The sequence below is a fragment of the Parabacteroides leei genome (assembly GCF_023369805.1).
Classification (GTDB): Bacteria; Bacteroidota; Bacteroidia; order Bacteroidales; family Tannerellaceae; genus Parabacteroides; species Parabacteroides leei.
The window spans coordinates 117,533-139,726 of record NZ_JAMBQG010000014.1 but is presented as its reverse complement, the minus strand read 5'-3'; the positions used below and the strand labels follow the sequence as shown (position 1 = coordinate 139,726).

Here is a 22,194-nt window from a genome sequence, read left to right as displayed (position 1 = left end):
AATAATATATAGTAACAAACTTATTCCCTAAAGGATTACCGCACGGAGTTTTTTTAACTGTCAACTATTATTTGTCAACTGCCAACCCCACCTTGTTATCCCTGTTGGTAAGCGGCAACGCCACAATACCGAACAGACCGCATATCACCGTCCAAGCTGTCTGAACCGTGTGAACCACAAGGGCGAAAGCGGCTGCATCATTTTCATTGACGCCAAAACATACCAGCGTAGCGATTACCATAAAATGCCACGCTCCGATACCGGCCTGCACAGGGACAGCCACACCGATACTACTCATCGTAAAGGCTATCAGTCCGACAGTTATCCCCAGGTCGCGTGTAAAGTCGAAGGCATAGAATGTGATATAGAAATAACAGAAATAACCACCCCAAATCAACAAGGTCTGCAATAGGAAACGTCCTTTCTGCTTGAGTAACCATATACTCTTCATTCCATCCCACACATTCAGTAACAAAGACTTTGCTTTCTGAACCAGCGTAAAGTTACTCATATATTTGAAAACAAACCAAATTCCGCCAACTAAAATTACAGCCCCCACATAAATCCATATAGAATCGAACATCGTTCGGAAGCCGTCCAGCAACGCCGGATTCCTGGCGAAGAAGCTGACAAAGAAGTCGAAATTAAAGATAAAGATCAATAAAGTGATCGATCCGACCACGATCGTATCGCTTACACGGTCTATCAGGAGAGTCCCCAACAGCTTGGTAAAGGGGATCTTATCATATTTGGTAATAATACCGCAACGCCACACTTCGCCTACACGTGGAAGCACCATGTTTACCGCATAGTTTCCTAAGACGGCATAGATTATATTGCTCATTTTAAAACGCTCGCCCAACGACGAAATAAGCAACCCCCAACGAAGCCCGCGAACCACATTGGCAAACAGACCGAACAATAAAGAGACCAGGATGATATCATATCTCACTCCCTCACGGATCACTCTCCATATCTCGGTAACATCCATATTACTATACAAGAACCAAAGCAGCAAACAGCCGAAAGCTAAGGGTAGAAATATCTTGACAAACGTTTGTAGTATACTTTTAAAATTCATTCTACGTAGGATACTTTAAATTATTTGTTGTATTTTTGTGCACCCGCAAAGATAAGCATTATATTTTAATACAAATACTTTACATCAAAAACCGGATGAGATTAGTTAAACCGAAAAAAGCTTTAGGACAACATTTCCTAAAGGATTTAGATATCGCCCGGCGTATAGCCGATACGTTAAGCGACTACAAGGATTTACCGGTTCTGGAGATCGGTCCGGGAATGGGTGTGCTTACGCAATATCTACTGAAAGCAGGCCACGACCTGACTGTTGTGGAACTGGATATGGAATCGGTTGATTACCTCGAACAGAACTTCCCTGCACTCGAAGGACGTATCCTGGCAGAAGATTTTCTACGGTTGGATCTTTCAAAGCTATTTCCCGGTCAGTTCTGCGTCATCGGTAACTATCCATATAATATATCCAGCCAGATATTCTTCAAGGTACTCGATTTCAAAGAGCATGTACCCTGTTGCTCGGGCATGATACAAAAAGAGGTTGCCGAACGCCTCGCAGCCGGCCCCGGCAGTAAGACATACGGTATATTAAGCGTATTGCTGCAAGCCTGGTACACGGTAGAATATCTTTTCACGGTGAGCGAAACCGTATTCGACCCGCCTCCAAAAGTGAAAAGTGCCGTGATCCGGATGGTCAGAAACGACCGGAAAGAACTCGGTTGTGATGAGAAATTATTCAAGACAGTCGTCAAGACCTCTTTCAACCAACGACGAAAAACGCTCCGTAATTCGATGAAGCCGTTGTTGGGAAAAGATTGTCCGGATTATGCCTTGCCTATTTTTGATAAACGGCCTGAACAATTATCAGTCGAGCAATTCGTTGAATTAACATTGATCACCAACAAGTGGTTGCAACAAACGGGGACAATACAGAAAGAATAAAAACAGCACAATAAACACACATGAAACAAATAGGAAAAATAATCCGGGTACTATTTCCATCTAACAATTACGGATGGATGCTCCTGTTGTTTTTCCTGCTTCTTTTGCCAAACTTTGTGGTGACGTTCCGATCGAGCGACCTGGCCGGCGATACGATGAAGCAAATTGCCTATCTGTTTTTTTCCGGCCTGATATTGTTCGTTCCGGCCTTATTGTTCAATGCAAAAACCTATTTCGCGTTATCGAGCATATTCCTGCTATTCAGTCCGATCGAGATCGGCCATGTCTTACTCAATAAAATGCCGATATCCATCGGGTTGATGTCGGCCATCCTGAATACGAACAATCAGGAAGCCTTTGAACTTATCTATTCATTGAAAGGATATGTCATCCTCTTCCTTTTGATCCTCATCCTCTATTATTGGATACTATTTACTAAGATAGAAAACAAACCTATACTTTCAGGGCAGGGAAAGATTCTTGTATTCAGCCTGTTCGCCCTTTTCAATATCGCTTTATGGCTGATGATGTGGAAGATGTCGGATTATACCGACGGGGCGATCTACCGCCTGCGTGCCGCCAACTCGAACTTCAGCATGAAATATAAAAAGGTTTACCCCTGCGACCTGATCGCTGCTACTGCCGAAGCAATAGGCATGGAACGTGAAATCGGGGAAATGCAGGAACAGCTGAAAGATTTCTCCTTCGAGGCCGAACCGGAGGATACGATACCGGGTAAAGAGATCTACGTACTGGTGATCGGAGAATCCAGCCGCTACGGCAACTATGCGTTAAACGGATACAACCGCCCTACTACCCCGTTGCTCGATAAACAAGAAAATCTGGTGTCTTACAGTAAGGTGCTCACGACATCCAATCTGACCAACATAGCTATCCAGCAAATACTGACCCGGGCAACACCCGACAAGCCGGATATAGCTTACAAAGAAAAAGCACTGCCCGATGCCTTTATAGAATGTGGTTTCAACACGGCATGGCTGGCCAGCCAGTCATCGAGCGACCGTTTTGTGAAACGTATTACGGCCGATATGGACTATACGTTCTTCTCCACCACCGATTTCGACTCTGCCGATAATTACGACGGGAAACTATTGCCCCACCTCGACTCAGTGTTGAGCCTGGACAAGCAAAGGCAACTGATCGTCATCCATACATTAGGTAGCCATTTCCGTTATAATGCCCGGTATCCGGAATCTTTTTGCCGTTTCACTCCTTCACTGCACGAGAATACAGGGTACGATGTAGTCAGCCCTTCAAACAAGGAAGTACTGGTCAACAGCTACGACAACAGTATCTGTTACACCGACTATGTATTGAACGAGATCATCCGGAAGGTGGACGACCAAAAGGCCGTCAGTGCCGTTGTCTACCTGTCCGACCATGCTGAAAACCTTTACGACGACGAACGCAACCTGGCAGTACACGGCAATACGGAACCGTCTATTTACGAGTTGCATATTCCGTTATTCATATGGACTTCCACCGCCTACCGGACCGTTCGCCCGGAGAAAGCGGAAGCAATAGAGAATCATAAAGAAAAAAAAGTAAGCACATCCAATCTGTTCCATTCATTCCTCGACATTGCAGGCATACGCTACGCCGGCAATAACAAGGAACAAAGCTTTGCTTCGCCGGAATTCAGAGAAGACAGTGTATGGTATATACTAACACCGGACAAACGTCTGATTAAGAAAAGCGACTTATGATTGAACTGACGAAAGACTATATCGAAAATCTGAAAAGTATCATTTCCGAAAAAGATGATGCCAAAGCACAAGCGATGCTCCATGACCTGTATCCGGCCGATATTGCCGAGTTATACCAGGAACTGAACCTGCAGGAAGCAATCTATCTGTATCTGTTGATGGATGGTGACAAAGCAGCTGACGTTTTGATGGAGTTGGACGAAGAAGACCGTCACAAGTTACTGAAAGAGCTTCCCAACGAGTTGATCGCCAAACGCTTCGTCGACAACATGGAAACCGACGACGCCGTAGACCTGATGCGTGAGCTGGATGAGGATACGCAGGAAGAGATCCTTTCGCATATCGAAGACGTGGAGCAGGCGGGTGACATCGTCGACCTGTTGAAATACGACGAAGACACCGCCGGTGGTTTGATGGGTACGGAAATGATCGTGGTCAACGAGAACTGGAGTATGCCCCAGTGTATCGAAGAGATGCGTAAGCAGGCCGAAGACATGGACGAGATCTATTATGTTTATGTAATAGACGACGACGAACGCCTGAAGGGGGTTCTCCCTCTTCAACGGCTGATCACCAACCCTTCCGTTTCCAAGATCAAGCACGTCATGAAGAAAGAACCGATCTCGGTACGTGACAGCGACAGTATCGAAGAGGTAGCCGAAACGATCGAGAAGTACGACCTGGTAGCTTTGCCGGTAGTAGACAGTATCGGACGCCTTGTCGGACGCATCACGATCGACGACGTAATGGATGAAGTACGCGAACAACATGAACGTGACTACCAGTTGGCATCCGGTATCTCGCAAGACGTGGAAACTTCGGATAACGTATTTACCCAGACAGCAGCCCGTCTTCCCTGGTTATTGATCGGTATGATCGGCGGACTGGCTAACTCGGTAATTCTCGGCGGTTTCGAAGGGAACCTGGCAAGCAATCCGAAGATGGCATTATTTATCCCATTGATCGGTGGAACAGGAGGAAATGTCGGTATACAATCGTCTGCCATCGTGGTACAAGGTCTGGCCAACAACTCTTTGAAGCAGGATAATATTCTCCCGCAGATATTAAAGGAAGGCATCGTTGCACTTATCAATGCCAGCATTATCAGTCTGGTCGTATTTGTTTACAATTTCTTTATGCTGGGAGACAAAGGTATCACAGCCTCGGTTTCATTAAGTTTGTTTTCCGTCGTCATGTTTGCCAGTATTTTCGGCACCCTGGTCCCGATGACACTCGACCGCCTGAAAATAGATCCGGCATTGGCAACCGGCCCGTTCATCACAATCACCAACGACATCATCGGCATGATGATTTATATGTTTATATCTTCGGCGTTGACATAAAAACGAAGTCTGGTCGAGCACCTGGGCGCCCCCCTGAAGAAAATTCATTAAATAATGAGTTGTTGAAAGGCGACAAAAAAAGGCTTTTCATCCATAAGGGTAAATGACAAATACCGAATTGAATTTACAACAAAGGACTCTCCGGAAGAACCGATTATTACCGTATGTAATATAATTGATGGGTATCTCATTCAACAATGTTGGTGAGATATTAAATGGCAAACGTGCCGTTTCCACAGAATACGCCCTTTTGTTTGAAGCCGCTTTAAATATCGATCCCGAATCATTACTTAAAATGCAGTCCGACTACAATATGCAGGTAGCAAAATCCGATCAGTCCTTTCTTGAAAGACTGGCCAATATCAGGAAGATTTCAGCCGTATTGTAGAAGGTTGATTACAGTATAAACATCTCTTCCAACAAGTATTTATGTTAAATCATTATGTTGTAGAACATATTTGATACAAAGCTGTTATCTTTGCAGAGTCTATTAAAACAGCAAAGAGATATGCTAAAACAAGCATTTTACATTCTGTTCTTCTATTTTACCGGAGAATTCATCAGCTCCTTTATCGATGGTTTCATCCCCGGAAGCGTGATCGGTATGATATTATTATTCCTGGCATTGGTTTTTAAACTGGTAAAACCTGCAAATGTTAAGAAACTGTCGACCATACTGACAGAAAACATGGGATTGTTTTTTCTTCCGGCAGGCGTCGGGCTTATGACTTCGCTGGGTGTTATATCGCAATATTGGGCAGTCATTCTTACCGCATCCGTTGTCAGCACCATTTTAGTAATTGCCAGTGTCGCACTTATCCAGCAAAAACTAGGCAAGGAGGGCGGAAGCAATGAATAATCTGGCACAATCGGAAATATTTGCACTCACATTGGTAATCGGTACTTACTTGGCTGCACTGGCCTTATATAAGAAAACCCGCATCAGCCTTTTACATCCGTTACTGACCTCCATCCTCGTTATTATTGTCGTTCTGAAGACAATGGGTATAGAGTATGAGTCTTTTCAAAAAGGGAGTCATCTGATCCATTTCATGCTGGGTCCGTCGGTTGTTGCACTGGGATTCGTACTCTATGAACAGATGCAGTATCTGAAAGGAAATGTAATCTCTATCCTTACCTCGGTATTCGTCGGGGCAATAGTCGGGATTGTAAGCGTTATCGTGATAGGTGACCTTATGGGAGCCGACCAGGCATTGATCGCCACCCTCCAACCGAAATCCGTAACGACTCCTATTGCTATGGGCATTTCCGAAAAGGCCGGAGGAATACCTTCGCTAACGGCTGTCATCGTAGTTGCAGTAGGTATATTCGGCAGTATCGTAGGCCCGTTTGTCATGAAAGTGTTAGGAATAGAGAGCAGGATTGCCAAAGGTCTGGCCTTGGGAGCATCTTCGCATGGCGTAGGGACTTCAGTCGCTATACAGATCGGAGCTATTGAAGGAGCACTGAGCGGGTTAGCCATCGGACTGATGGGAATCATGACGGCTATTCTGGTCCCCATGATCAGTTTTATCATTTCCCTGTTTTAGGTATTTCTTCCTTCCGGTATCATATCAGACTGATTTGCAACTCTTTTCTGAACAAAAAGGGGGCTACATGTTGGTACTTTAAGAGGAAAACACTACTTTTGTACCCGAAAAAGACAGAGAACAACTCAAAAAATCATTATAAATAAAAAAATATATCGTATGATCAATTCACAAGACATTAAAAACGGAACGTGTATCCGCCTGGACGGGAAATTGTATTTCTGCGTTGAATTTCTTCACGTAAAACCGGGAAAAGGAAACACTTTCATGCGTACCAAACTGAAAGATGTAGTAAAAGGTGGTATCCTTGATCGCCGTTTCAATATCGATGAAAAATTGGAAGATGTACGCGTAGAACGTCGTCCTCATCAATATACATACAGAGAAGGCGAACATTATCATTTCATGAACCAGGAAACTTATGAAGATGTTATCATCGATAAAAACCTGATCAACGGTGTTGATTATATGAAAGAAGAAGAGATCGTAGATGTAGTTTCTGACGCTTCTACAGATACAGTTCTTTTCGCTGACCTGCCTGCTAAGGTTCAATTGAAAATCACTTACACAGAACCGGGTGTAAAGGGCGATACTGCTACTAACACATTGAAACCTGCTACAGTTGAAACAGGTGCAGAAGTTCGTGTTCCGTTATTCATCAATGAAGGTGAAATTATCGAAGTAAACACAGCGGACGGTTCCTATTGCGGACGTGTTCGTTCATAATATTTGAAGTTTATAAGGGATGATACGGTGTATCGTCCCTTATTTTTTCTTACCAAAACACATCGCTATGAAAATAAAAGAATGGGCAGAGGAAGACCGCCCACGTGAAAAAATGCTACTCAAAGGTGTTACATCCCTCAGTGATGCCGAACTTCTGGCCATCCTCATCGGCTCAGGCAGCAACAATGAAACGGCTGTCCAACTTTCACAACGTATCCTCAACAGCGTAGACAACAACCTGAATGCATTAGGCAAACAGACGATCCATGACCTGGTCTCCGGATTCAAAGGAATCGGTGAAGCCAAAGCAATTACCATTTGTGCAGCCCTTGAGATAGGGAAACGGCGTAACCTGTCCGATCCTATCCTGCGCAACAGCATCCGGAGCAGTATCGATGCCTACAAACTCTTCCATCCGTTATTATGCGACTTACCATACGAAGAATTATGGGTTGCACTGACCAACCGTGCCGGGAAAGTGATCGGAAAACATAGGATCAGCCAGGGCGGGACGGGAGAAACGTCTGCCGATCTCTGCATCATACTTAAAACTGCGATCAATGCACTGGCCTCGGGGATTATCCTTTGTCACAATCATCCGTCCGGAAACACACATCCCAGTTCGCAGGACGATATCCTGACCAGACGTTTGGAAAAAGCGTCGGACTTGTTGGAGATAAAGCTGACAGACCATATCATCATTGGTGACGACAGCTACTTCAGCTATGCGGATGAAGGGAGACTGGGGTTGTAAAACATTTTCTCTTTTCTACGGTTTAGTATATAGAAGATATTAATGTATATTTGCATTCAAATTAAAAGAAGATGAACAACGAATTCCTCCAAACAGAAGAAGCGATTGTCGCCATGTTGAAGACAGTATACGACCCGGAGATTCCGGTCAACGTATTTGATCTCGGCCTGATATATAAAGTTGATGTAGACGACGAAAAGAACGTTCGTATAGATATGACCCTGACTGCCCCAAATTGCCCGGCAGCCGATTTTATCCTGGAAGATGTACGCATGAAAGTAGAATCGGTAGACGGTGTAAACAACGTGGAAGTCAATCTCGTGTTCGAACCGGAATGGGATAAAGAAATGATGTCGGAAGAAGCTAAACTGGAACTTGGTTTCTTATGAATCCTTCGCGGAAGAAAATATATTTTGCGTCGGACGCCCACCTGGGTGCCCGCTTTCATAAAGACCCGCTGGCTATCGAGAAAAAACTCGTTCGCTGGCTCGACAGCATCAAGGAGGATGCATTGGCAGTCTATTTCCTGGGAGACATATTCGACTACTGGTATGAATATAAATATGTAGTACCCAAAGGTTTTACTCGTTTTTTAGGAAAACTCGCCGAACTGTCGGACAGCGGCATAGAGATTCATATATTTATCGGCAACCACGATATCTGGATGTTCGATTATCTTCCTAATGAGATAGGGGCAACCATTCACCGGGATGTATTAACTGTCGACTTACTAGGTAAACGTTTCTTCCTGGGGCACGGTGACGAAGTAGATTTCCGTAGCAAAGCATTCCGTTTTATCCGTGCTCTTTTCCGCAATAAATTCTGTCAATGGCTGTATGCCGGCATTCACCCCCGCTGGACATTCGGCTTTGCTCTCGGCTGGTCTCTGAGCAGCCGCAAAAAAGGGCTGGAAAAGCACAAGACATGTGAATCTCCCGACTATCAAGGTGAAGAACATGAATATATGGTTCTCTTTGCCAAAGAGTATCTGAAAACACATCCGGATATCAACTTCTTCATTTTCGGCCACCGCCACATCATGCTCGACCTGATGCTTTCACGTACTTCCCGCCTACTGATAGCCGGCGACTGGATGAGACTGTTCTCCTATATCGTATGGGATGGGGAAAACCTGTTCCTTGAACAGTTCGAAACTGAATAGCTTCACATAACGGCATAAAAAAAAAGACTGCTCCAACCGGTGTCGGAGCAGCCTAAACACTAATCCTGTGTTTTGTAAGCTGTGAGGACTAGTACTATTTATTATTTACCTAATATATCCATTGTATCGGAAGCAATCATATATTCTTCGTCGGTAGGAACAACGATAATTGTCACCTTACTGTCCGGAGTACTGATCACCATTTCTTCACCACGCATACCATCGTTCTTCTGAACGTCGATCTTCATGCCCATGTATTCCATGTTTTCACATACAACACGACGGGTAGCCCACTGGTTTTCACCCACACCACCGGTCCATACCAGGATATCGCAACCACCCATGGCAGCAGCATAAGCACCGATATATTTCTTGATGCGGTAGTTGTAAATGTTTAATGCAAGGATAGCACGCTTGTCACCTTCAGCAACAGCAGCTTCGATTTCACGCATGTCGGAAGAGATACCTGAAACTCCTTGTACACCGCTTTGCTTGTTGATCAGGTCGGACAACCCTTTAGCATCCAGTTTTTCCTTATCCATAATGAATGTAAGTGCACCGGCATCTACATCACCACAACGAGTTCCCATCAATAGACCTTCAACCGGAGTCAATCCCATGGAAGTATCTACGCTCTTACCGTTCTTAACAGCAGCGATTGAACCACCGTTACCAACGTGAGCTGTGATGATCTTCTGTTCTTCGTAAGGAACACCCAGGATTTCGCAGGCACGTTTTGACACGTAGCGATGGCTTGTTCCGTGGAAACCGTAACGACGGATACCATATTTCTTATACAGGGAATAAGGCAGACCGTACATGTAAGCATAATCCGGCATTGTCTGGTGGAAAGCTGTATCGAATACACCCACCTGGCGAATGCCCGGGATCAATGCGCTCATGGCACGGATACCTTTCAGGTTAGGTGGGTTATGAAGCGGTGCCAAGTCGATACACTCAACCATTTTACCGATCACTTCCGGAGTAATTTCCACACTTCCGCTGAATGCTTCACCACCGTGTACTACACGATGACCTACAGCGTCAATTTCGTTAAACGACTTGATACAGCCGTATTTATCATCTGTCAGTACGCTCAGGATAAACTCAATAGCCGCATTGTGTTCCGGTAATTCTTTGTCCAGAATAACCTTCTTACCATCCGGCTGAGTGAATTTCAGGAAAGAACCCGGCAGCCCCAGTTTCTCCACCCCCCCCTGTGCAAGTACTTCATGTGTGTCCATATTGAACAACTTGTACTTTACAGACGAACTTCCGCAATTTAAAACTAATATCTTCATATCTTTTCGTTGTGTCTTTTTTCTTTATTTTTTGGCAGCTTTCAAACCGATCGACTGATTACTTGCAATAGCAACCATCTTATAGATATCGTCTACTGAGCAACCACGGGAAAGATCGTTCACCGGAGCAGCCATACCCTGAAGGATCGGGCCTACGGCTTCTGCATCACCCAGACGCTGAACCAGTTTATAAGCGATATTACCAACCTCCAATGTAGGGAATACGAGTACGTTAGCCTTACCTGCCACTTCGCTGCCCGGAGCCTTCAATGAAGCAACCGATTCTACCAGAGCTGCATCAGACTGTAACTCACCATCGATCTTCAGTTCCGGAGCCATTTCTTTAGCCAGACGGGTAGCTTCAACTACCTTGTCTACCATTTCGTGAGAAGCACTTCCTTTCGTAGAGAAACTCAACATAGCCACGCGAGGTTCTACACCTACGATATCACGAGCTGTTGCAGCAGTAGCCACAGCAATACTAGCCAGTTCGGGAGCAGTCGGATTCGGCATCACAGCACAGTCGGCAAATACAAGGAGACCATCTTTTCCATATTCCGGTTTCTTTGTGAACATAAGGAATGCACCCGATACACAGCTCATACCCGGAGCAGTCTTAACGATCTGCAGAGCAGGACGAAGCACATTACCTGTCGTATTCTGCGCACCGGCAATTTCGCCATCGGCATCACCGGCCTTGATCATCAGGCAAGCCAGAAACAAAGGATCTTCAACAAGGACAGCAGCCTTTTCAGGTGTCATACCTTTTTTCTGACGTAATTGGAAAAGCAGATCTGCATAAACTGCTTTCTTTTCATGATCTTTAGGGTCAACAATAGTAGCCTGTCCGATGTGGTTCAGACCGTAGTTAGCTGCCAAAGAGGAAATCTCTGCCGGATTTCCAATCAGAATAATGTCGGCAACTCCATCGGCCAATAAACGGTCGGCGGCTTTCAATGTTCTTTCTTCTGTTCCTTCGGGAAGAACAATACGCTGCTTGTCAGCTTTAGCGCGTGCAATAATCTCTTGCATTAAGTCCATAGCGGAAGATATTTTTTATAGTATTTAGTAATTGCTACTGTTTGCGGCTACAAAAGTAGACAAAATGCAACATAGAGTTTGCAAAAAGCACAAACTATTTACAACCGGAGCTGTCACTTTCAGAACATTTAACAGTAATTCACTACTTCTCTCCCTCCGGAAAGGATTTGCTGAAGATCTTCGGCCGAAATATTGATCTCCAGCTTACCATTATGGGCCACAGATATTTTACCCCGTTCTTCCGATACAATAATTATCAATGCATCAGTTTCAAGAGACATACCCAATGCGGAACGGTGTCGCAACCCCAGATCTTTCGGCAGACTGGCATTCTGGGCAACCGGAAGGATACAGCCTGCGGCCTTGATCCGTCCATCGGCAATGATCATAGCGCCATCATGCAAAGGACTGTTCTTAAAGAATATATTTTCGATCAGACGGGCATTGACATCGGCGTTGAACATCTCTCCCGTATGCTCGTAGATCGAGAGATCGACATCCTGCTGGATCACGATCAGGGCACCGGTCTTTTTACGGGCCATATTCATACAGGCTAATACTACGGGGGCGACAAATTTCCCTTCACGTTCATTGTTCGTATCCCTCTTTGAAAAGAGTTTTCCCAGGAACTTCCATCCCCGGTGGGACCCCAACGCCATCAGGAAACGGCGGATCTCATCCTGAAACAGAATAACCAGCACTACAAAACCGACACTGATAAACTTATCCAGTATGGCACCCATCAAACGCATTTCCAGCACCTGCGAAACAAGAATCCATACTATAATAAACGAAACTACCCCACTAAAGATGGCCAGCGTACCTGAACTTTTCATCAGTTTGTATGTCTGGTAGAGAAAAAAGGCTACCAGCAGTACATCGATCAGGTCTTTTATTCCGAAATGCATCCACATAATATTAACAGTTGACAGTTTTTGAAACAAGTTTGACGGCTTCGACAGCGGCTTTTACATCATGGACTCGGAGAATATCAGCCCCGTTCATCAGTGCCAGCGTGTTCAATACCGTAGTACCGTTCAGGCTATCGGCCGGTGTTCCTCCAAGGAAACGGTAGATCATACTTTTACGGGATATACCCACTAGAAGAGGAAGTTCGAACAATCCGAATTCCCGCAGATGATTCATCAGAAAGTAGTTCTGATCGACGGTCTTACTGAAGCCAAAACCGGGATCAAGAATAATATCGTTCACGCCCAGCAAACGCAATTCACGAACTTTCGTAGCAAAATACAACATGATCTCCTCCATCATATCCGTATAACCGGTATATTGTTGCATTGTTTGGGGAGTGCCTCGCATATGCATCATTATATAAGGTACATTCAGATCGGCTACTGTCGCAAACATGTTTTTATCCAGTTCGCCGCCGGATATATCATTTATGATGGCAACACCATATTCCTCCACACATTTACGGGCAACATCAGCACGAAAGGTATCCACCGAAACCACAGCTTCCGGATAATGCGTATTCAAAATCTTCAATGCAAACGCCAGGCGCTCCATTTCTTCTTCCGGGGAGACCTCGGTTGCATCAGGACGGGAAGAATACCCGCCGATATCGATAATCTCTCCGCCTTCCGAGAGAATTGCCTGTATCCGGTCATTGATAGCAGCTTCATTCTGTTTACGGCTGTCGGCATAGAAAGAGTCGGGGGTTACATTCAAAATACCCATCACGACAGGAGTCGCCAACGACAAGAGTGTACCCTTAATATTGAGCGTTTTATCTAACATTGCGATCTATATTTCCAGCAAAGATACACGATTCTCATTTAAATATTCATTCTTCATTCCTCATTCTTCATTTAATTGTTACTTTTGCTCACCAATAATAAGCAAATGAAAAAAAGCTATGAGTATATCAAAACTGTATGAATTATTTATACATAATCCGAAAATAACGACAGACAGCCGCAATTGCCCCAGGGGGTCCATCTTTTTCGCCCTGAAAGGCGAAAGGTTCGATGGAAACCAATATGCGGAAAAGGCTTTAGCTACCGGTTGCTCCTACGCAGTAATCGATAACCCGGATTATGTCATTGGAGAACGTACCATTTTGGTCGATAATGTATTGACTACTCTACAGCAACTGGCTTACCGTCACCGGAAAATGCTGGGTATCCCTATTATCGGAATTACCGGGACAAACGGTAAAACCACTACCAAAGAGCTATTAGCTGCTGTATTATCTACCAAATTTAACCTGCTTTATACCGAAGGAAACTTCAACAATCATATCGGCGTCCCGCTCACCCTGCTTCGTCTGACCCACGACCATGAAATGGCGGTGATAGAAATGGGAGCCAGCCATCCGGGAGACATCAAGGAACTGGTAGAGATAGCATTGCCCAACTACGGGATCATTACAAATGTAGGTCGTGCGCATCTGGAAGGTTTCGGTTCGTTTGAGGGAGTAGTCAAGACCAAAGGAGAGTTATACGACTATATCCGTCGTACCAAAGGCAAGATATTTATTAAAAAAGAGAATAAAGACCTGCAAGAGATTGCCAAAGGAATCGAACAGATCACTTACGGCAACGATGATAGTTCTTTTGCTTCAGGCCACGTCATCAGTTGTAACCCATACCTTACTTTCGACTGGAAACAGCAGGGCAAGATACATACGGTTGAAACGCATCTGATAGGTGGATACAACCTCGACAATGTATTGACAGCCGTAGCTGTGGGTCGTTATTTCAAGATTCCGGCAGAACGTATCAGCCGGGCTATCGCGGCATACGAACCGACCAACAACCGTTCGCAATTGAAAAAAACAGAACATAATACTTTACTGATCGATGCATACAATGCTAACCCGAGCAGTATGAAGGTGGCTATCGAGAACTTTACTTCCATGCCCGTATCCCCTAAAGCCGTTATTCTGGGAGACATGCGTGAACTGGGTCCGGCAAGCGACGAATTACATGCCGAAGTGATAGCAGAAGTAAAAGTTGGTAAGTTCGATAAGGTATTCCTTTGCGGGGAACATTTCCGGAAAGCAGGCAAAGAATTTGCCACTTATCCAACAACAGAAGAATTGATCGATGCATTAAAAGCCAACCCGTTAAAAGGATATCATATCCTGATCAAAGGTTCACACGGAATGGCGTTGGAGAAAACGATAGAAGTTCTATAAAAGGATAGCTAGAAAAAGGTGAACCAAAATGACAGGTTTTGTAGGGGTGGGGTTTGCCCACCCTTTGCGACAAGAATATAACAACCGGTGAAGAAGGGCGGGCAGACCCCGCTCCTACGGCCGAACCTGCCTGTTCCATTGTGACGGCGCCTGTAAGGGCGGTTCGCGAACCGCCCCTACCAACGACACTACATTCACATCTGTCAAATTATGAATCATTGCTCTTCAATCAATGTTTTCTTTCCGGAGTCGTAAATGACATACATCCGGTTATCCTCCACCAATACACCGCGACCACGTTTCTTTTCCATATTCTCTTTGTTGTCTACATTTACTGCGACCACACGATACCGATAGAAGGTGGAGATATCATCAAAGATGGTGTGTCCCACGAAAAGGCGTTTTGCCTGATACTTACTGAAAATCTTCGGCAGGTCTTCCGGATATAAAGGATGATACTTGTCGGCACTATGCACCATTCCCCGGTACCAGATCGGCCCGTAGGTCGCATACATGAAAGCAATATCATCGGAAGCCTTTTTACGTTCTTCCTTCGTGAGGAACAATCCTTCACTCATAATCTTATTCACTTGGGGTATACTTTTATTCTTTTCCAGAAACTTCATACTGAGTCCGGCATGCACAAACAGGTTATCTCCTATAAGTTGCATAGTGTTTCGCGTCGCCAGCCAACGCCCCAACTCTGTCTGTTCGTTCCATAGTTTCTGGTAAGGGATATTCAACGTATCTGCCAAATGAAGATATTTACTTTTTGTATAACGCAGGTCACCGGCCAAAACCATCCCTTCATGATTTCCCAAAAGGAAAGTCATGCGTCCGCCAGCCTCCGTCGCTTCCTTTTCCAATTTATAAAGCAACCAGTAAATAGGCAATACATCTTTCCCACGGTCGAATATATCGCCGATCACCACCAGATGATTCTTGCCGAACGACCAACGATAGTCCTTATCCACCACATTCCACTCTCTCAGAATAGAAGAGAAACACTCCCAGTTGGCATGGGGATCGGAAAGGACAATCATCTTCTCAGCCTGCTTGTTTTTCCATTCCGGACGTTTGATGCGATGTAGAGTAACCGGAAACAGCTTTTCTCCTTTATCGGAATAAACGTCAAACGAAAAACCTTTCGGTACTGCCGGATAGGTCTGGTCATTCAGATTGCCTGCCGTATCTACAGAAACCGACCGGAAACTACCGTCGGCATTATACAATAAATAAGGCCCGTCGGTAGATAATGATTCTACTTTTTCTTTATATTTCTTATCCGCACCCGACAGCTGCACAAAGCAGCTTGTCAGGAGAACGAATAATACTATAAATTTATATTGGAAAGATTTCATATATATCTATTTAATAATCAGGATTCTGTTGTGATGCGATATTTGGATTCGTATCGATTTCAAATTTAGGAATAGGAAGCACAACTTTATAATAATTCCGATCAAATTTCTTTGCTTCATCCGGCATTGAGAGATGTTTCGTACTGCTGATAGCAGATATCTTCACATCTTTACGCTCTATTGTCTGGTTATTACGTAAAGCATCATACAAACGGTGGCCTTCACCGTAGAACTCTTTACGACGCTCGTTCAATACACGTTCAAGTGAAAGCGTCTCATCTTTTACTGTCATTTCCGGATTTGCACGGTTCACGATCGGTTCAAGATACTTAACAGCTTTTACATTATTGCCCAATTTAACAGCCGCCTCAGCTGCATTCAGATAAAGTTCGGACATACGTAACAACGGTATATTGGCATCTGCCGGGTTTTCACCTTTCTGTGGCTGATACTTATTGATATAAGCTTTTGCCTTATAGATTTCGTACACCTTGTTACGAACATCATCCGGGTCCTCATTCAACAATCCGAAGAAAGAGCTGGTCAGGATCATATCCGAATATCCGCTGCGCCAACAAAGATATCCCATACTTTCTTTTCCCGGACTATCTACCGTCAGATTAACGATCTCGAAAAATACTTCACCGGGATCGGAAGCACTACGTTCATCTCCCCAGGCTGTGGGATATTCTTCGTTACTCCACAGGTGATATTTATACTTGGCTGCACCGGCTATAGCCTCTTCAGCCACTTTCAAAGCATTTTCATTATCCCCCTTGTACAGGTAAGCACGGCTCAACAAAGTCATTGCACCCCAACGATTCATCTTTCCGAAATTAAACTCCGGACTGAGTTGTGGAATGGCATCATTCAGGTCTTTAATGATAGCGTCAAAACATTCGGCTACAGTGTTACGGGATGGCTTACTATCGATCTGACGAACATCCTGCACGATACATGCCCCCCAGGAAGCACCGTTGTCCTTTGTATAGGGGTAACCATAAATACGAGTCAAATCAAACAAGGCCAGTGCTCTGATAGTCAGTGCCTGTCCGATTATATCACTGCGTTCTTCCTCGTTCTCTTCTGTTTCCGGGATATTTACGATCTCTTCCAGAATGATATTCGCATTACGGGTAAGCTCATAGGGAATCTGCCATAAGGTGGAAGGTGCATTGTCTTTCGTATACTTCAGCAAATAATAACTACCGGTACGCTTGGTTGCACCGTTAGCTTGTACATCATCGGCTGTTACATCGCCGTAATAAATGATACGTCCGGAGTAACCGTCCGAATTCTGCATGGCACTGTAGATGCCGTTCAACGCATACTGAAAATCCGACAAACGTTCGAGAGAACCTTCCGAGGGAATCTCTGTCGATGAGTCTAAATCTAGCCAACCGTCGCCACAGGAAGTTGCGAACAGGGTTAAAACACCGGATAATATATAATTTAATGCTTTCATTATATTGTACACTTTATGATTAGAAATTAACATTTAATCCAAAAGTAACCGAGCGTAATGGAGGAGTACCCCAAATGGCTGTACCACCACTAACTGCTTCCGGATCGTAATATTTATACTTCGCCCATGTCAGCAAATTATTGCCGGATACGTACAGACGAACCTTGTCGATACCGGCAGCACTTGTCCATGCTTTCGGTAAAGAATAGCCAAATGTCAGGTTTTTCAGACGGATAAAATTCGTACTGTGCAGGCGACGAGTCGTTGCATACGATTTCATAGAGACATCGCCATTCAGGATAAAGCGTTCGATATCCGTCTGATCGCCCGGATTCTGCCAACGGTCACGATAATAAATGGGGATATTGGCTTCGGGGTCATCGCCACCATGTTCCGTTTTCTGTGCCCAGTTATCATACGAATAACCTCCGAACTGATAAGAGAGCATAAAGTTCAGATCAAAACCCTTATAACGCAAGCTGTTAGAAAGACCTCCCTGCACTACAGGATCTGCATGTTTTGTAGCAATACGGTAAGCTTCACTGGGATCTTCAGTGATTGTCTTATCAAAGCTGCCGTCGGCGTTCTGCTTATTGGTATAGAACTGAGGAACACCGGTTTCAGGATTAATACCTGCAAATTCAATCAAATAGAAGGTACGATAAGGCATTCCTACTTTACGGATCTGTGAACCGCTGACAATTTCAGTCTGCACACCATCCAAACGAACGACCTTGTTCTTGTTATGCCCCAGGTTAAACGTTGTATTCCAACTGAAATTTTTATTGGAAATGTTCGTCGAATTAATTTCCAGTTCGACACCATGATTCTTCACCTCACCGATATTCATCAGAAACTTATCGAAACCGGTTGTCATAGACAGCGGACGATCCATCAGTAAGTTTTTAGTGCGGCGAGTATAGTATTCCAGTGTCACATTCAACCGGTTGAAGATACCGAAATCGAGTCCCAGGTTGAAGTTATGATTGGTTTCCCAGGAAAGGTCTTTATTTTCCAGTTGCGACTGCAGGATACCTGGCTGTTCCAGATAACCTTCTTTGATAGAACTCAAGCCCATATATCCGTAATAGTCAGAAGGAAGCGTACCATTCACACCATAAGAGGCTCTTACCTTCAAATCGGTCAGTTGATCTTTTAAATCTACCATGAAATCTTCGTCAATAACTCTCCATGCTCCGGAAACAGACCAGAAGCTACCCCAACGGTTCGAACTCGACAAACGGGAACTGCCATCCAGACGATAACTACCACCTAAATAATATTTATTCTTATAATCGTAGTTTATACGTGTCAGATAAGAAACCAGACGATATGCACGGCTATACCCTCCTACGGATTCCAGCTTCATACCGTTCTCCACATCATTCCTGTCATAACGGGCAAAGTTGGATGATTCGCCGGATAGATGGTCGCGGTCGAACATATCCGTTTCGTAACCGGCCAGTACATCCAGATGATGATTGTCGGCAATAGTTGTCTGATAGCTCAACGCATTTTCCCAGACCAGCTTCCGGTATTCGTAGAATACTTTCTTCATATCTCCGTTCAAATCATCACCGTTTGAGGTACGCGGGTCATACCAGCGATCGCCTTTCGACAAAGTATAATCGTAACTCAACGTCGTCTTGAATTTCAGATTATCTATAAATTCATACTGCGCATATACCGTATTAAATGCACGGGTAAGATGTTCACGACGATAGTCGTAAGTGGCCGATAGCAAAGGATTGCGATCGGCGATGCGAATTAATTCGCGGTTCCAACTACCGTCTTCGTTATAGACAGGGTCGGAAGGTGTAACAGCACTCTTGGATGTATAGAATGGAGAAGTATAAGAAGTTCCCTCGTCGTTCACATCCTGGTTTACATTCGCAAATAAAGCTTTTACACCCAAGCTGAACCGCTTGGTGGCCTGATAATCGATATTTACACGGCCGGTAATACGTTCCAGACCGGAATTCAAAGCAACACCTTCCTGTTTCAGATAACCCAAAGAACTATAATATTTGAATTTATCCGAACCTCCGGTAATAGACGCTTCATAAGTCTGATGACTACCCTTCTGGAACAGTACATCATCCCAGTCGATATATCCGCACCAGGGCTTCGGGGCATAATCGTCGATTTCACCGTCGGCATACTCACGGGCTTCTGCTTCCGTCATCTTTTTATGAACCATACCGTCGGCTACCAACCCGTCATAAATCAGATTGCGACGTTCTTCCCCACCCATTACTTCACGGTAATCCATGGCAAAGTCAGAGAAACCCCAGTCGGCTTTCAACGAAACCGAAGGTTTTCCTGTTTTTCCCTGCTTGGTTGTGATCAGGATCACACCGTTGGCTGCACGCGAACCATACAAGGAAGCTGCCGCAGCATCTTTTATAACAGTAATATTCTCTATATCCGATGTATTGATAGTTGACATAATATCCATACCTGCATCTGATCCTGTACTACTGATATTCCCGGAGTTTACCGGTACACCATCTATCACATACAGAGGAGAATTGGATGCATTGAAAGATCCCATACCACGAATATTAATGGAGGAAGAAGCCCCCGGCTGACCGGATGCCGACGAAATCTGTACTCCGGGAGCTGCACCCTGCAATACCTGAGAGAATGAAACGGCCGGAACATCTTTCACCTCCGACGTCTTTACCGTTGAAGCAGAACCGGCATAAGCTGATTTCTTATATGTTCCATACCCGGTAATAACCACCTCTTCCAGTTGCTGGTTTTCCGATTCCAATACAATTTTCAAAGGAGAATTTCCCGATACACGTACTTCTTTCGGACTATAGCCGACAAAAGAAACAACGAGCGTTACATTCTTTTCGTCTTCCACTTCCAACGCAAAGTTTCCGTCCATATCGGTTGTCGTACCATAAACAGTACCTTTCACGATTATATTTGCTCCGGGAACAGTTTCACCTGTCTCATCGAATACTTTTCCCTGCACCATCTTTTTTTGCTGAACAACAGCAGCGCTTACCATGTCGGTTGTATGGCGGATAGCCACCACTCCATTATGAATAGTATATGCCAGATTCGTTTTATCCAAACATTTATCGAGCACCTTATAGACATCTTCATTAACAACATCCACCTTGTTCACTTTCACATTCTGCACATCGGGAGTGCTGTATACGAAGGTAAAATCGGTCTGTTTTTGCAACTCCCAGATCACATCCCGTAAGGTTGCATTACTGAAAGCGACAGTCACAGTCGCACTAGGTATCGCCGAACGGGCCGGAGCTTGTGCAAGCCCGGTTGTCAGAAATAAACAGACCAAACCGGATATGCAGAGGATTCTCTTTCCACTGCCTTCTCGGAAGTTCTCTTTGCCTTTTCTCATAACAATAAATTTTAAATTAGACCTTATGCTATTTTGTTTTTAATCAATAGATAGTGATGTTTCGTTTCTCCACTTTCGTCTTTACTTTGCCTGTAGCCCTCAACAGTTCCAGGAAAGGGTCGATTTCTTCATACCGGTTCAGGTTACATCCAAACCGAAGATTCTTCACATTTTCATTACCATAAATGACATTCACATCGTACCAGCGTGATAAAGCAGTCATAATATCTTCAAGCCGTTCGTCTTTGAAATAGATCTTTCCATGTATCCACGAGGTGTAAAGAGATACATCTACCTGCCGGACTACCAGTTCGTGCGACTCATTATCGAGTTCCGCCTGCTGTGACGGTTTTAAATCTATACTTCCCCCTTCCTTCGTATGAATACGAACAGAGCCGGTCACCAGTGTCGTTTGTATACAATGGTCGTCCGGATAAGCTGACACATTAAACATTGTACCTAACACGCGTACATCTATACCTTTTGTTTTTACGATGAAAGGAGATCTGCTTTTACTGACTTCGAAAAAGGCTTCGCCCGTCAGTTCCACTTCGCGGGAATCACCGGAAAAATGAACCGGATAACGCAATGAACTCATTGCATTCAGATGAACCAGGCTACCATCGCTCAGCCGGAGTTTATATTCTCCTCCACGCGGAATATCTATTTTATTATAGACTACTACTTCTTTGGCAACGACATCAGTCTCTTTCTTATTATAGGCCAGTTCTGCATCATTTACATTGATCTGTATACCGGATTCCTTGAGTTCGTCCCGGGATTCGGCATCGAGCCCGACCACCGTCCCATCACCGAGAGTTAATACCGCCTTGCTCTCACCCGGAGTTATATGCATAGTCTCAGCCAAAACCGGTTCCGGGAAAGTCCGCCCCTCGTCACGGGTAAAATGCCAGGTAAGGATTCCTGCGGCCAACGGAAGAAGGAAGATGGCAGCATACTGACAAATAGCCAGATAGAGTTTTTTGCGGCGTGTCACACGGATACGCTTCTGTACCTGTTCCCAACCAACTGCCTTATCATATTTTTCTGCCCGCCGGAAATGTGCATACAAGTTTTCCTTCCGGCACATCGACTCGAATAAACGGAGATTATGCTCAGAGGCATTTTTCCACCGTTCCAGCTCCTGCGCTTCTTCTTCAGACAGTGAGTTTGTTACTGATTTAGCTATTAATGCTGCAATATAGAAATCTTGTTCCAACATTCCTGTGATCTTTTATTAAG

Annotated in this window: 20 protein-coding genes; 11 read left to right on the top strand and 9 right to left on the bottom strand. The window is 44.6% G+C overall.

The genetic code is table 11. The features are described from left to right. Positions 1-67 precede the first annotated feature (67 nt). The gene (locus tag M1P97_RS18565) at positions 68-1,081 is read right to left on the bottom strand and encodes a lysylphosphatidylglycerol synthase transmembrane domain-containing protein (RefSeq protein ID WP_249389848.1); all 1,014 of its coding nucleotides are present in this window, start codon (positions 1,079-1,081) and stop codon (positions 68-70) included. Positions 1,082-1,176: 95 nt separating this feature from the next. Between M1P97_RS18565 and rsmA the strand changes: the two genes are divergently transcribed. The 10 genes from rsmA to M1P97_RS18515 all read left to right on the top strand — a co-directional run bounded on the left by rsmA (position 1,177) and on the right by M1P97_RS18515 (position 9,242). Continuing rightward, a complete protein-coding gene (gene rsmA, locus M1P97_RS18560) occupies positions 1,177-1,980 on the top strand; it encodes a 16S rRNA (adenine(1518)-N(6)/adenine(1519)-N(6))-dimethyltransferase RsmA (RefSeq protein ID WP_195373434.1) in 804 nt (267 codons plus the stop codon). A gap of 20 nt (positions 1,981-2,000) precedes the next feature. Beyond that, positions 2,001-3,707: a phosphoethanolamine transferase gene (locus M1P97_RS18555; protein WP_249389847.1), complete on the top strand. Its 1,707-nt coding sequence runs from the start codon at positions 2,001-2,003 to the stop codon at positions 3,705-3,707. Continuing rightward, the gene (mgtE, locus tag M1P97_RS18550) at positions 3,704-5,050 is read left to right on the top strand and encodes a magnesium transporter (protein WP_075559271.1); all 1,347 of its coding nucleotides are present in this window, start codon (positions 3,704-3,706) and stop codon (positions 5,048-5,050) included. Before M1P97_RS18555 ends, mgtE begins: the two co-directional genes overlap by 4 nt. A gap of 178 nt (positions 5,051-5,228) precedes the next feature. Further along, entirely contained in the window at positions 5,229-5,438 is a 210-nt protein-coding gene (locus M1P97_RS18545; RefSeq protein WP_249389846.1) for a helix-turn-helix transcriptional regulator, read from the top strand. 120 nt (positions 5,439-5,558) lie between these two features. Then, positions 5,559-5,909 carry a CidA/LrgA family protein gene (locus M1P97_RS18540; RefSeq protein ID WP_195373432.1) on the top strand — a complete coding sequence of 117 codons (351 nt, stop codon included), beginning with the start codon at positions 5,559-5,561 and terminating at the stop codon, positions 5,907-5,909. Next, entirely contained in the window at positions 5,902-6,600 is a 699-nt protein-coding gene (locus M1P97_RS18535; protein ID WP_195373431.1) for an LrgB family protein, read from the top strand. Before M1P97_RS18540 ends, M1P97_RS18535 begins: the two co-directional genes overlap by 8 nt. A gap of 159 nt (positions 6,601-6,759) precedes the next feature. Further along, positions 6,760-7,326, top strand: a complete 567-nt coding sequence (gene efp, locus M1P97_RS18530; protein ID WP_195373430.1) for an elongation factor P — start codon at positions 6,760-6,762, stop codon at positions 7,324-7,326. 67 nt (positions 7,327-7,393) lie between these two features. Beyond that, a complete protein-coding gene (gene radC / locus M1P97_RS18525) occupies positions 7,394-8,080 on the top strand; it encodes a RadC family protein (protein WP_249389845.1) in 687 nt (228 codons plus the stop codon). A 71-nt stretch (positions 8,081-8,151) separates the two neighbouring features. Continuing rightward, a complete protein-coding gene (locus M1P97_RS18520; RefSeq protein WP_075559276.1) occupies positions 8,152-8,469 on the top strand; it encodes an SUF system Fe-S cluster assembly protein in 318 nt (105 codons plus the stop codon). After that, positions 8,466-9,242, top strand: coding sequence for a UDP-2,3-diacylglucosamine diphosphatase (locus M1P97_RS18515; RefSeq protein ID WP_249389844.1), 777 nt, complete (start codon positions 8,466-8,468; stop codon positions 9,240-9,242). The genes M1P97_RS18520 and M1P97_RS18515 overlap by 4 nt, the downstream gene beginning before the upstream one ends. Positions 9,243-9,343: 101 nt before the next feature. Here the strand turns inward: M1P97_RS18515 and M1P97_RS18510 are convergent, their stop codons facing one another. From M1P97_RS18510 to folP, 4 genes are all read right to left on the bottom strand, one after another. Beyond that, positions 9,344-10,543 carry an acetate/propionate family kinase gene (locus M1P97_RS18510; RefSeq protein ID WP_249389843.1) on the bottom strand — a complete coding sequence of 400 codons (1,200 nt, stop codon included), beginning with the start codon at positions 10,541-10,543 and terminating at the stop codon, positions 9,344-9,346. A 24-nt stretch (positions 10,544-10,567) separates the two neighbouring features. Then, a complete protein-coding gene (gene pta / locus M1P97_RS18505; RefSeq protein WP_249389842.1) occupies positions 10,568-11,584 on the bottom strand; it encodes a phosphate acetyltransferase in 1,017 nt (338 codons plus the stop codon). 128 nt (positions 11,585-11,712) lie between these two features. Continuing rightward, a complete protein-coding gene (gene cdaA / locus M1P97_RS18500; RefSeq protein WP_195373426.1) occupies positions 11,713-12,498 on the bottom strand; it encodes a diadenylate cyclase CdaA in 786 nt (261 codons plus the stop codon). A 4-nt stretch (positions 12,499-12,502) separates the two neighbouring features. Beyond that, positions 12,503-13,342: a dihydropteroate synthase gene (gene folP, locus M1P97_RS18495; protein WP_195373425.1), complete on the bottom strand. Its 840-nt coding sequence runs from the start codon at positions 13,340-13,342 to the stop codon at positions 12,503-12,505. Positions 13,343-13,460: 118 nt separating this feature from the next. Between folP and M1P97_RS18490 the strand changes: the two genes are divergently transcribed. After that, on the top strand, positions 13,461-14,744 hold the full coding sequence (locus M1P97_RS18490; protein ID WP_249389841.1) for a UDP-N-acetylmuramoyl-tripeptide--D-alanyl-D-alanine ligase: 1,284 nt from the start codon (positions 13,461-13,463) through the stop codon (positions 14,742-14,744). A gap of 215 nt (positions 14,745-14,959) precedes the next feature. Here M1P97_RS18490 and M1P97_RS18485 read toward each other — a convergent pair whose 3' ends face one another. The 4 genes from M1P97_RS18485 to M1P97_RS18470 are packed head-to-tail and all read right to left on the bottom strand — an operon-like array spanning position 14,960 to position 22,174. Then, complete coding sequence (locus tag M1P97_RS18485) at positions 14,960-16,105, bottom strand: metallophosphoesterase (RefSeq protein WP_195373423.1); 1,146 nt, start codon at positions 16,103-16,105, stop codon at positions 14,960-14,962. Positions 16,106-16,115: 10 nt separating this feature from the next. Next, complete coding sequence (locus M1P97_RS18480; RefSeq protein WP_195373422.1) at positions 16,116-17,570, bottom strand: RagB/SusD family nutrient uptake outer membrane protein; 1,455 nt, start codon at positions 17,568-17,570, stop codon at positions 16,116-16,118. 19 nt (positions 17,571-17,589) lie between these two features. After that, on the bottom strand, positions 17,590-20,952 hold the full coding sequence (locus M1P97_RS18475; RefSeq protein WP_249389840.1) for a SusC/RagA family TonB-linked outer membrane protein: 3,363 nt from the start codon (positions 20,950-20,952) through the stop codon (positions 17,590-17,592). Positions 20,953-20,995: 43 nt separating this feature from the next. Next, positions 20,996-22,174, bottom strand: a complete 1,179-nt coding sequence (locus tag M1P97_RS18470) for a FecR family protein (RefSeq protein ID WP_249389839.1) — start codon at positions 22,172-22,174, stop codon at positions 20,996-20,998. Positions 22,175-22,194: the final 20 nt, after the last annotated feature.

Excerpts from the sequence above, each read along its gene's own strand:
- folP (WP_195373425.1), bottom strand. The coding sequence starts at position 13,342 with ATGTTAGATAAAACGCTCAATATTAAGGGTACACTCTTGTCGTTGGCG.
- M1P97_RS18490 (WP_249389841.1), top strand. The coding sequence starts at position 13,461 with ATGAGTATATCAAAACTGTATGAATTATTTATACATAATCCGAAAATA.
- M1P97_RS18485 (WP_195373423.1), bottom strand. The coding sequence starts at position 16,105 with ATGAAATCTTTCCAATATAAATTTATAGTATTATTCGTTCTCCTGACA.
- M1P97_RS18540 (WP_195373432.1), top strand. The coding sequence starts at position 5,559 with ATGCTAAAACAAGCATTTTACATTCTGTTCTTCTATTTTACCGGAGAA.
- cdaA (WP_195373426.1), bottom strand. The coding sequence starts at position 12,498 with ATGTGGATGCATTTCGGAATAAAAGACCTGATCGATGTACTGCTGGTA.
- M1P97_RS18515 (WP_249389844.1), top strand. The coding sequence starts at position 8,466 with ATGAATCCTTCGCGGAAGAAAATATATTTTGCGTCGGACGCCCACCTG.
- radC (WP_249389845.1), top strand. The coding sequence starts at position 7,394 with ATGAAAATAAAAGAATGGGCAGAGGAAGACCGCCCACGTGAAAAAATG.
- M1P97_RS18475 (WP_249389840.1), bottom strand. The coding sequence starts at position 20,952 with ATGAGAAAAGGCAAAGAGAACTTCCGAGAAGGCAGTGGAAAGAGAATC.
- M1P97_RS18470 (WP_249389839.1), bottom strand. The coding sequence starts at position 22,174 with ATGTTGGAACAAGATTTCTATATTGCAGCATTAATAGCTAAATCAGTA.
- pta (WP_249389842.1), bottom strand. The coding sequence starts at position 11,584 with ATGGACTTAATGCAAGAGATTATTGCACGCGCTAAAGCTGACAAGCAG.
- rsmA (WP_195373434.1), top strand. The coding sequence starts at position 1,177 with ATGAGATTAGTTAAACCGAAAAAAGCTTTAGGACAACATTTCCTAAAG.
- M1P97_RS18520 (WP_075559276.1), top strand. The coding sequence starts at position 8,152 with ATGAACAACGAATTCCTCCAAACAGAAGAAGCGATTGTCGCCATGTTG.
- M1P97_RS18510 (WP_249389843.1), bottom strand. The coding sequence starts at position 10,543 with ATGAAGATATTAGTTTTAAATTGCGGAAGTTCGTCTGTAAAGTACAAG.
- efp (WP_195373430.1), top strand. The coding sequence starts at position 6,760 with ATGATCAATTCACAAGACATTAAAAACGGAACGTGTATCCGCCTGGAC.
- mgtE (WP_075559271.1), top strand. The coding sequence starts at position 3,704 with ATGATTGAACTGACGAAAGACTATATCGAAAATCTGAAAAGTATCATT.
- M1P97_RS18480 (WP_195373422.1), bottom strand. The coding sequence starts at position 17,570 with ATGAAAGCATTAAATTATATATTATCCGGTGTTTTAACCCTGTTCGCA.
- M1P97_RS18535 (WP_195373431.1), top strand. The coding sequence starts at position 5,902 with ATGAATAATCTGGCACAATCGGAAATATTTGCACTCACATTGGTAATC.
- M1P97_RS18565 (WP_249389848.1), bottom strand. The coding sequence starts at position 1,081 with ATGAATTTTAAAAGTATACTACAAACGTTTGTCAAGATATTTCTACCC.
- M1P97_RS18555 (WP_249389847.1), top strand. The coding sequence starts at position 2,001 with ATGAAACAAATAGGAAAAATAATCCGGGTACTATTTCCATCTAACAAT.
- M1P97_RS18545 (WP_249389846.1), top strand. The coding sequence starts at position 5,229 with ATGGGTATCTCATTCAACAATGTTGGTGAGATATTAAATGGCAAACGT.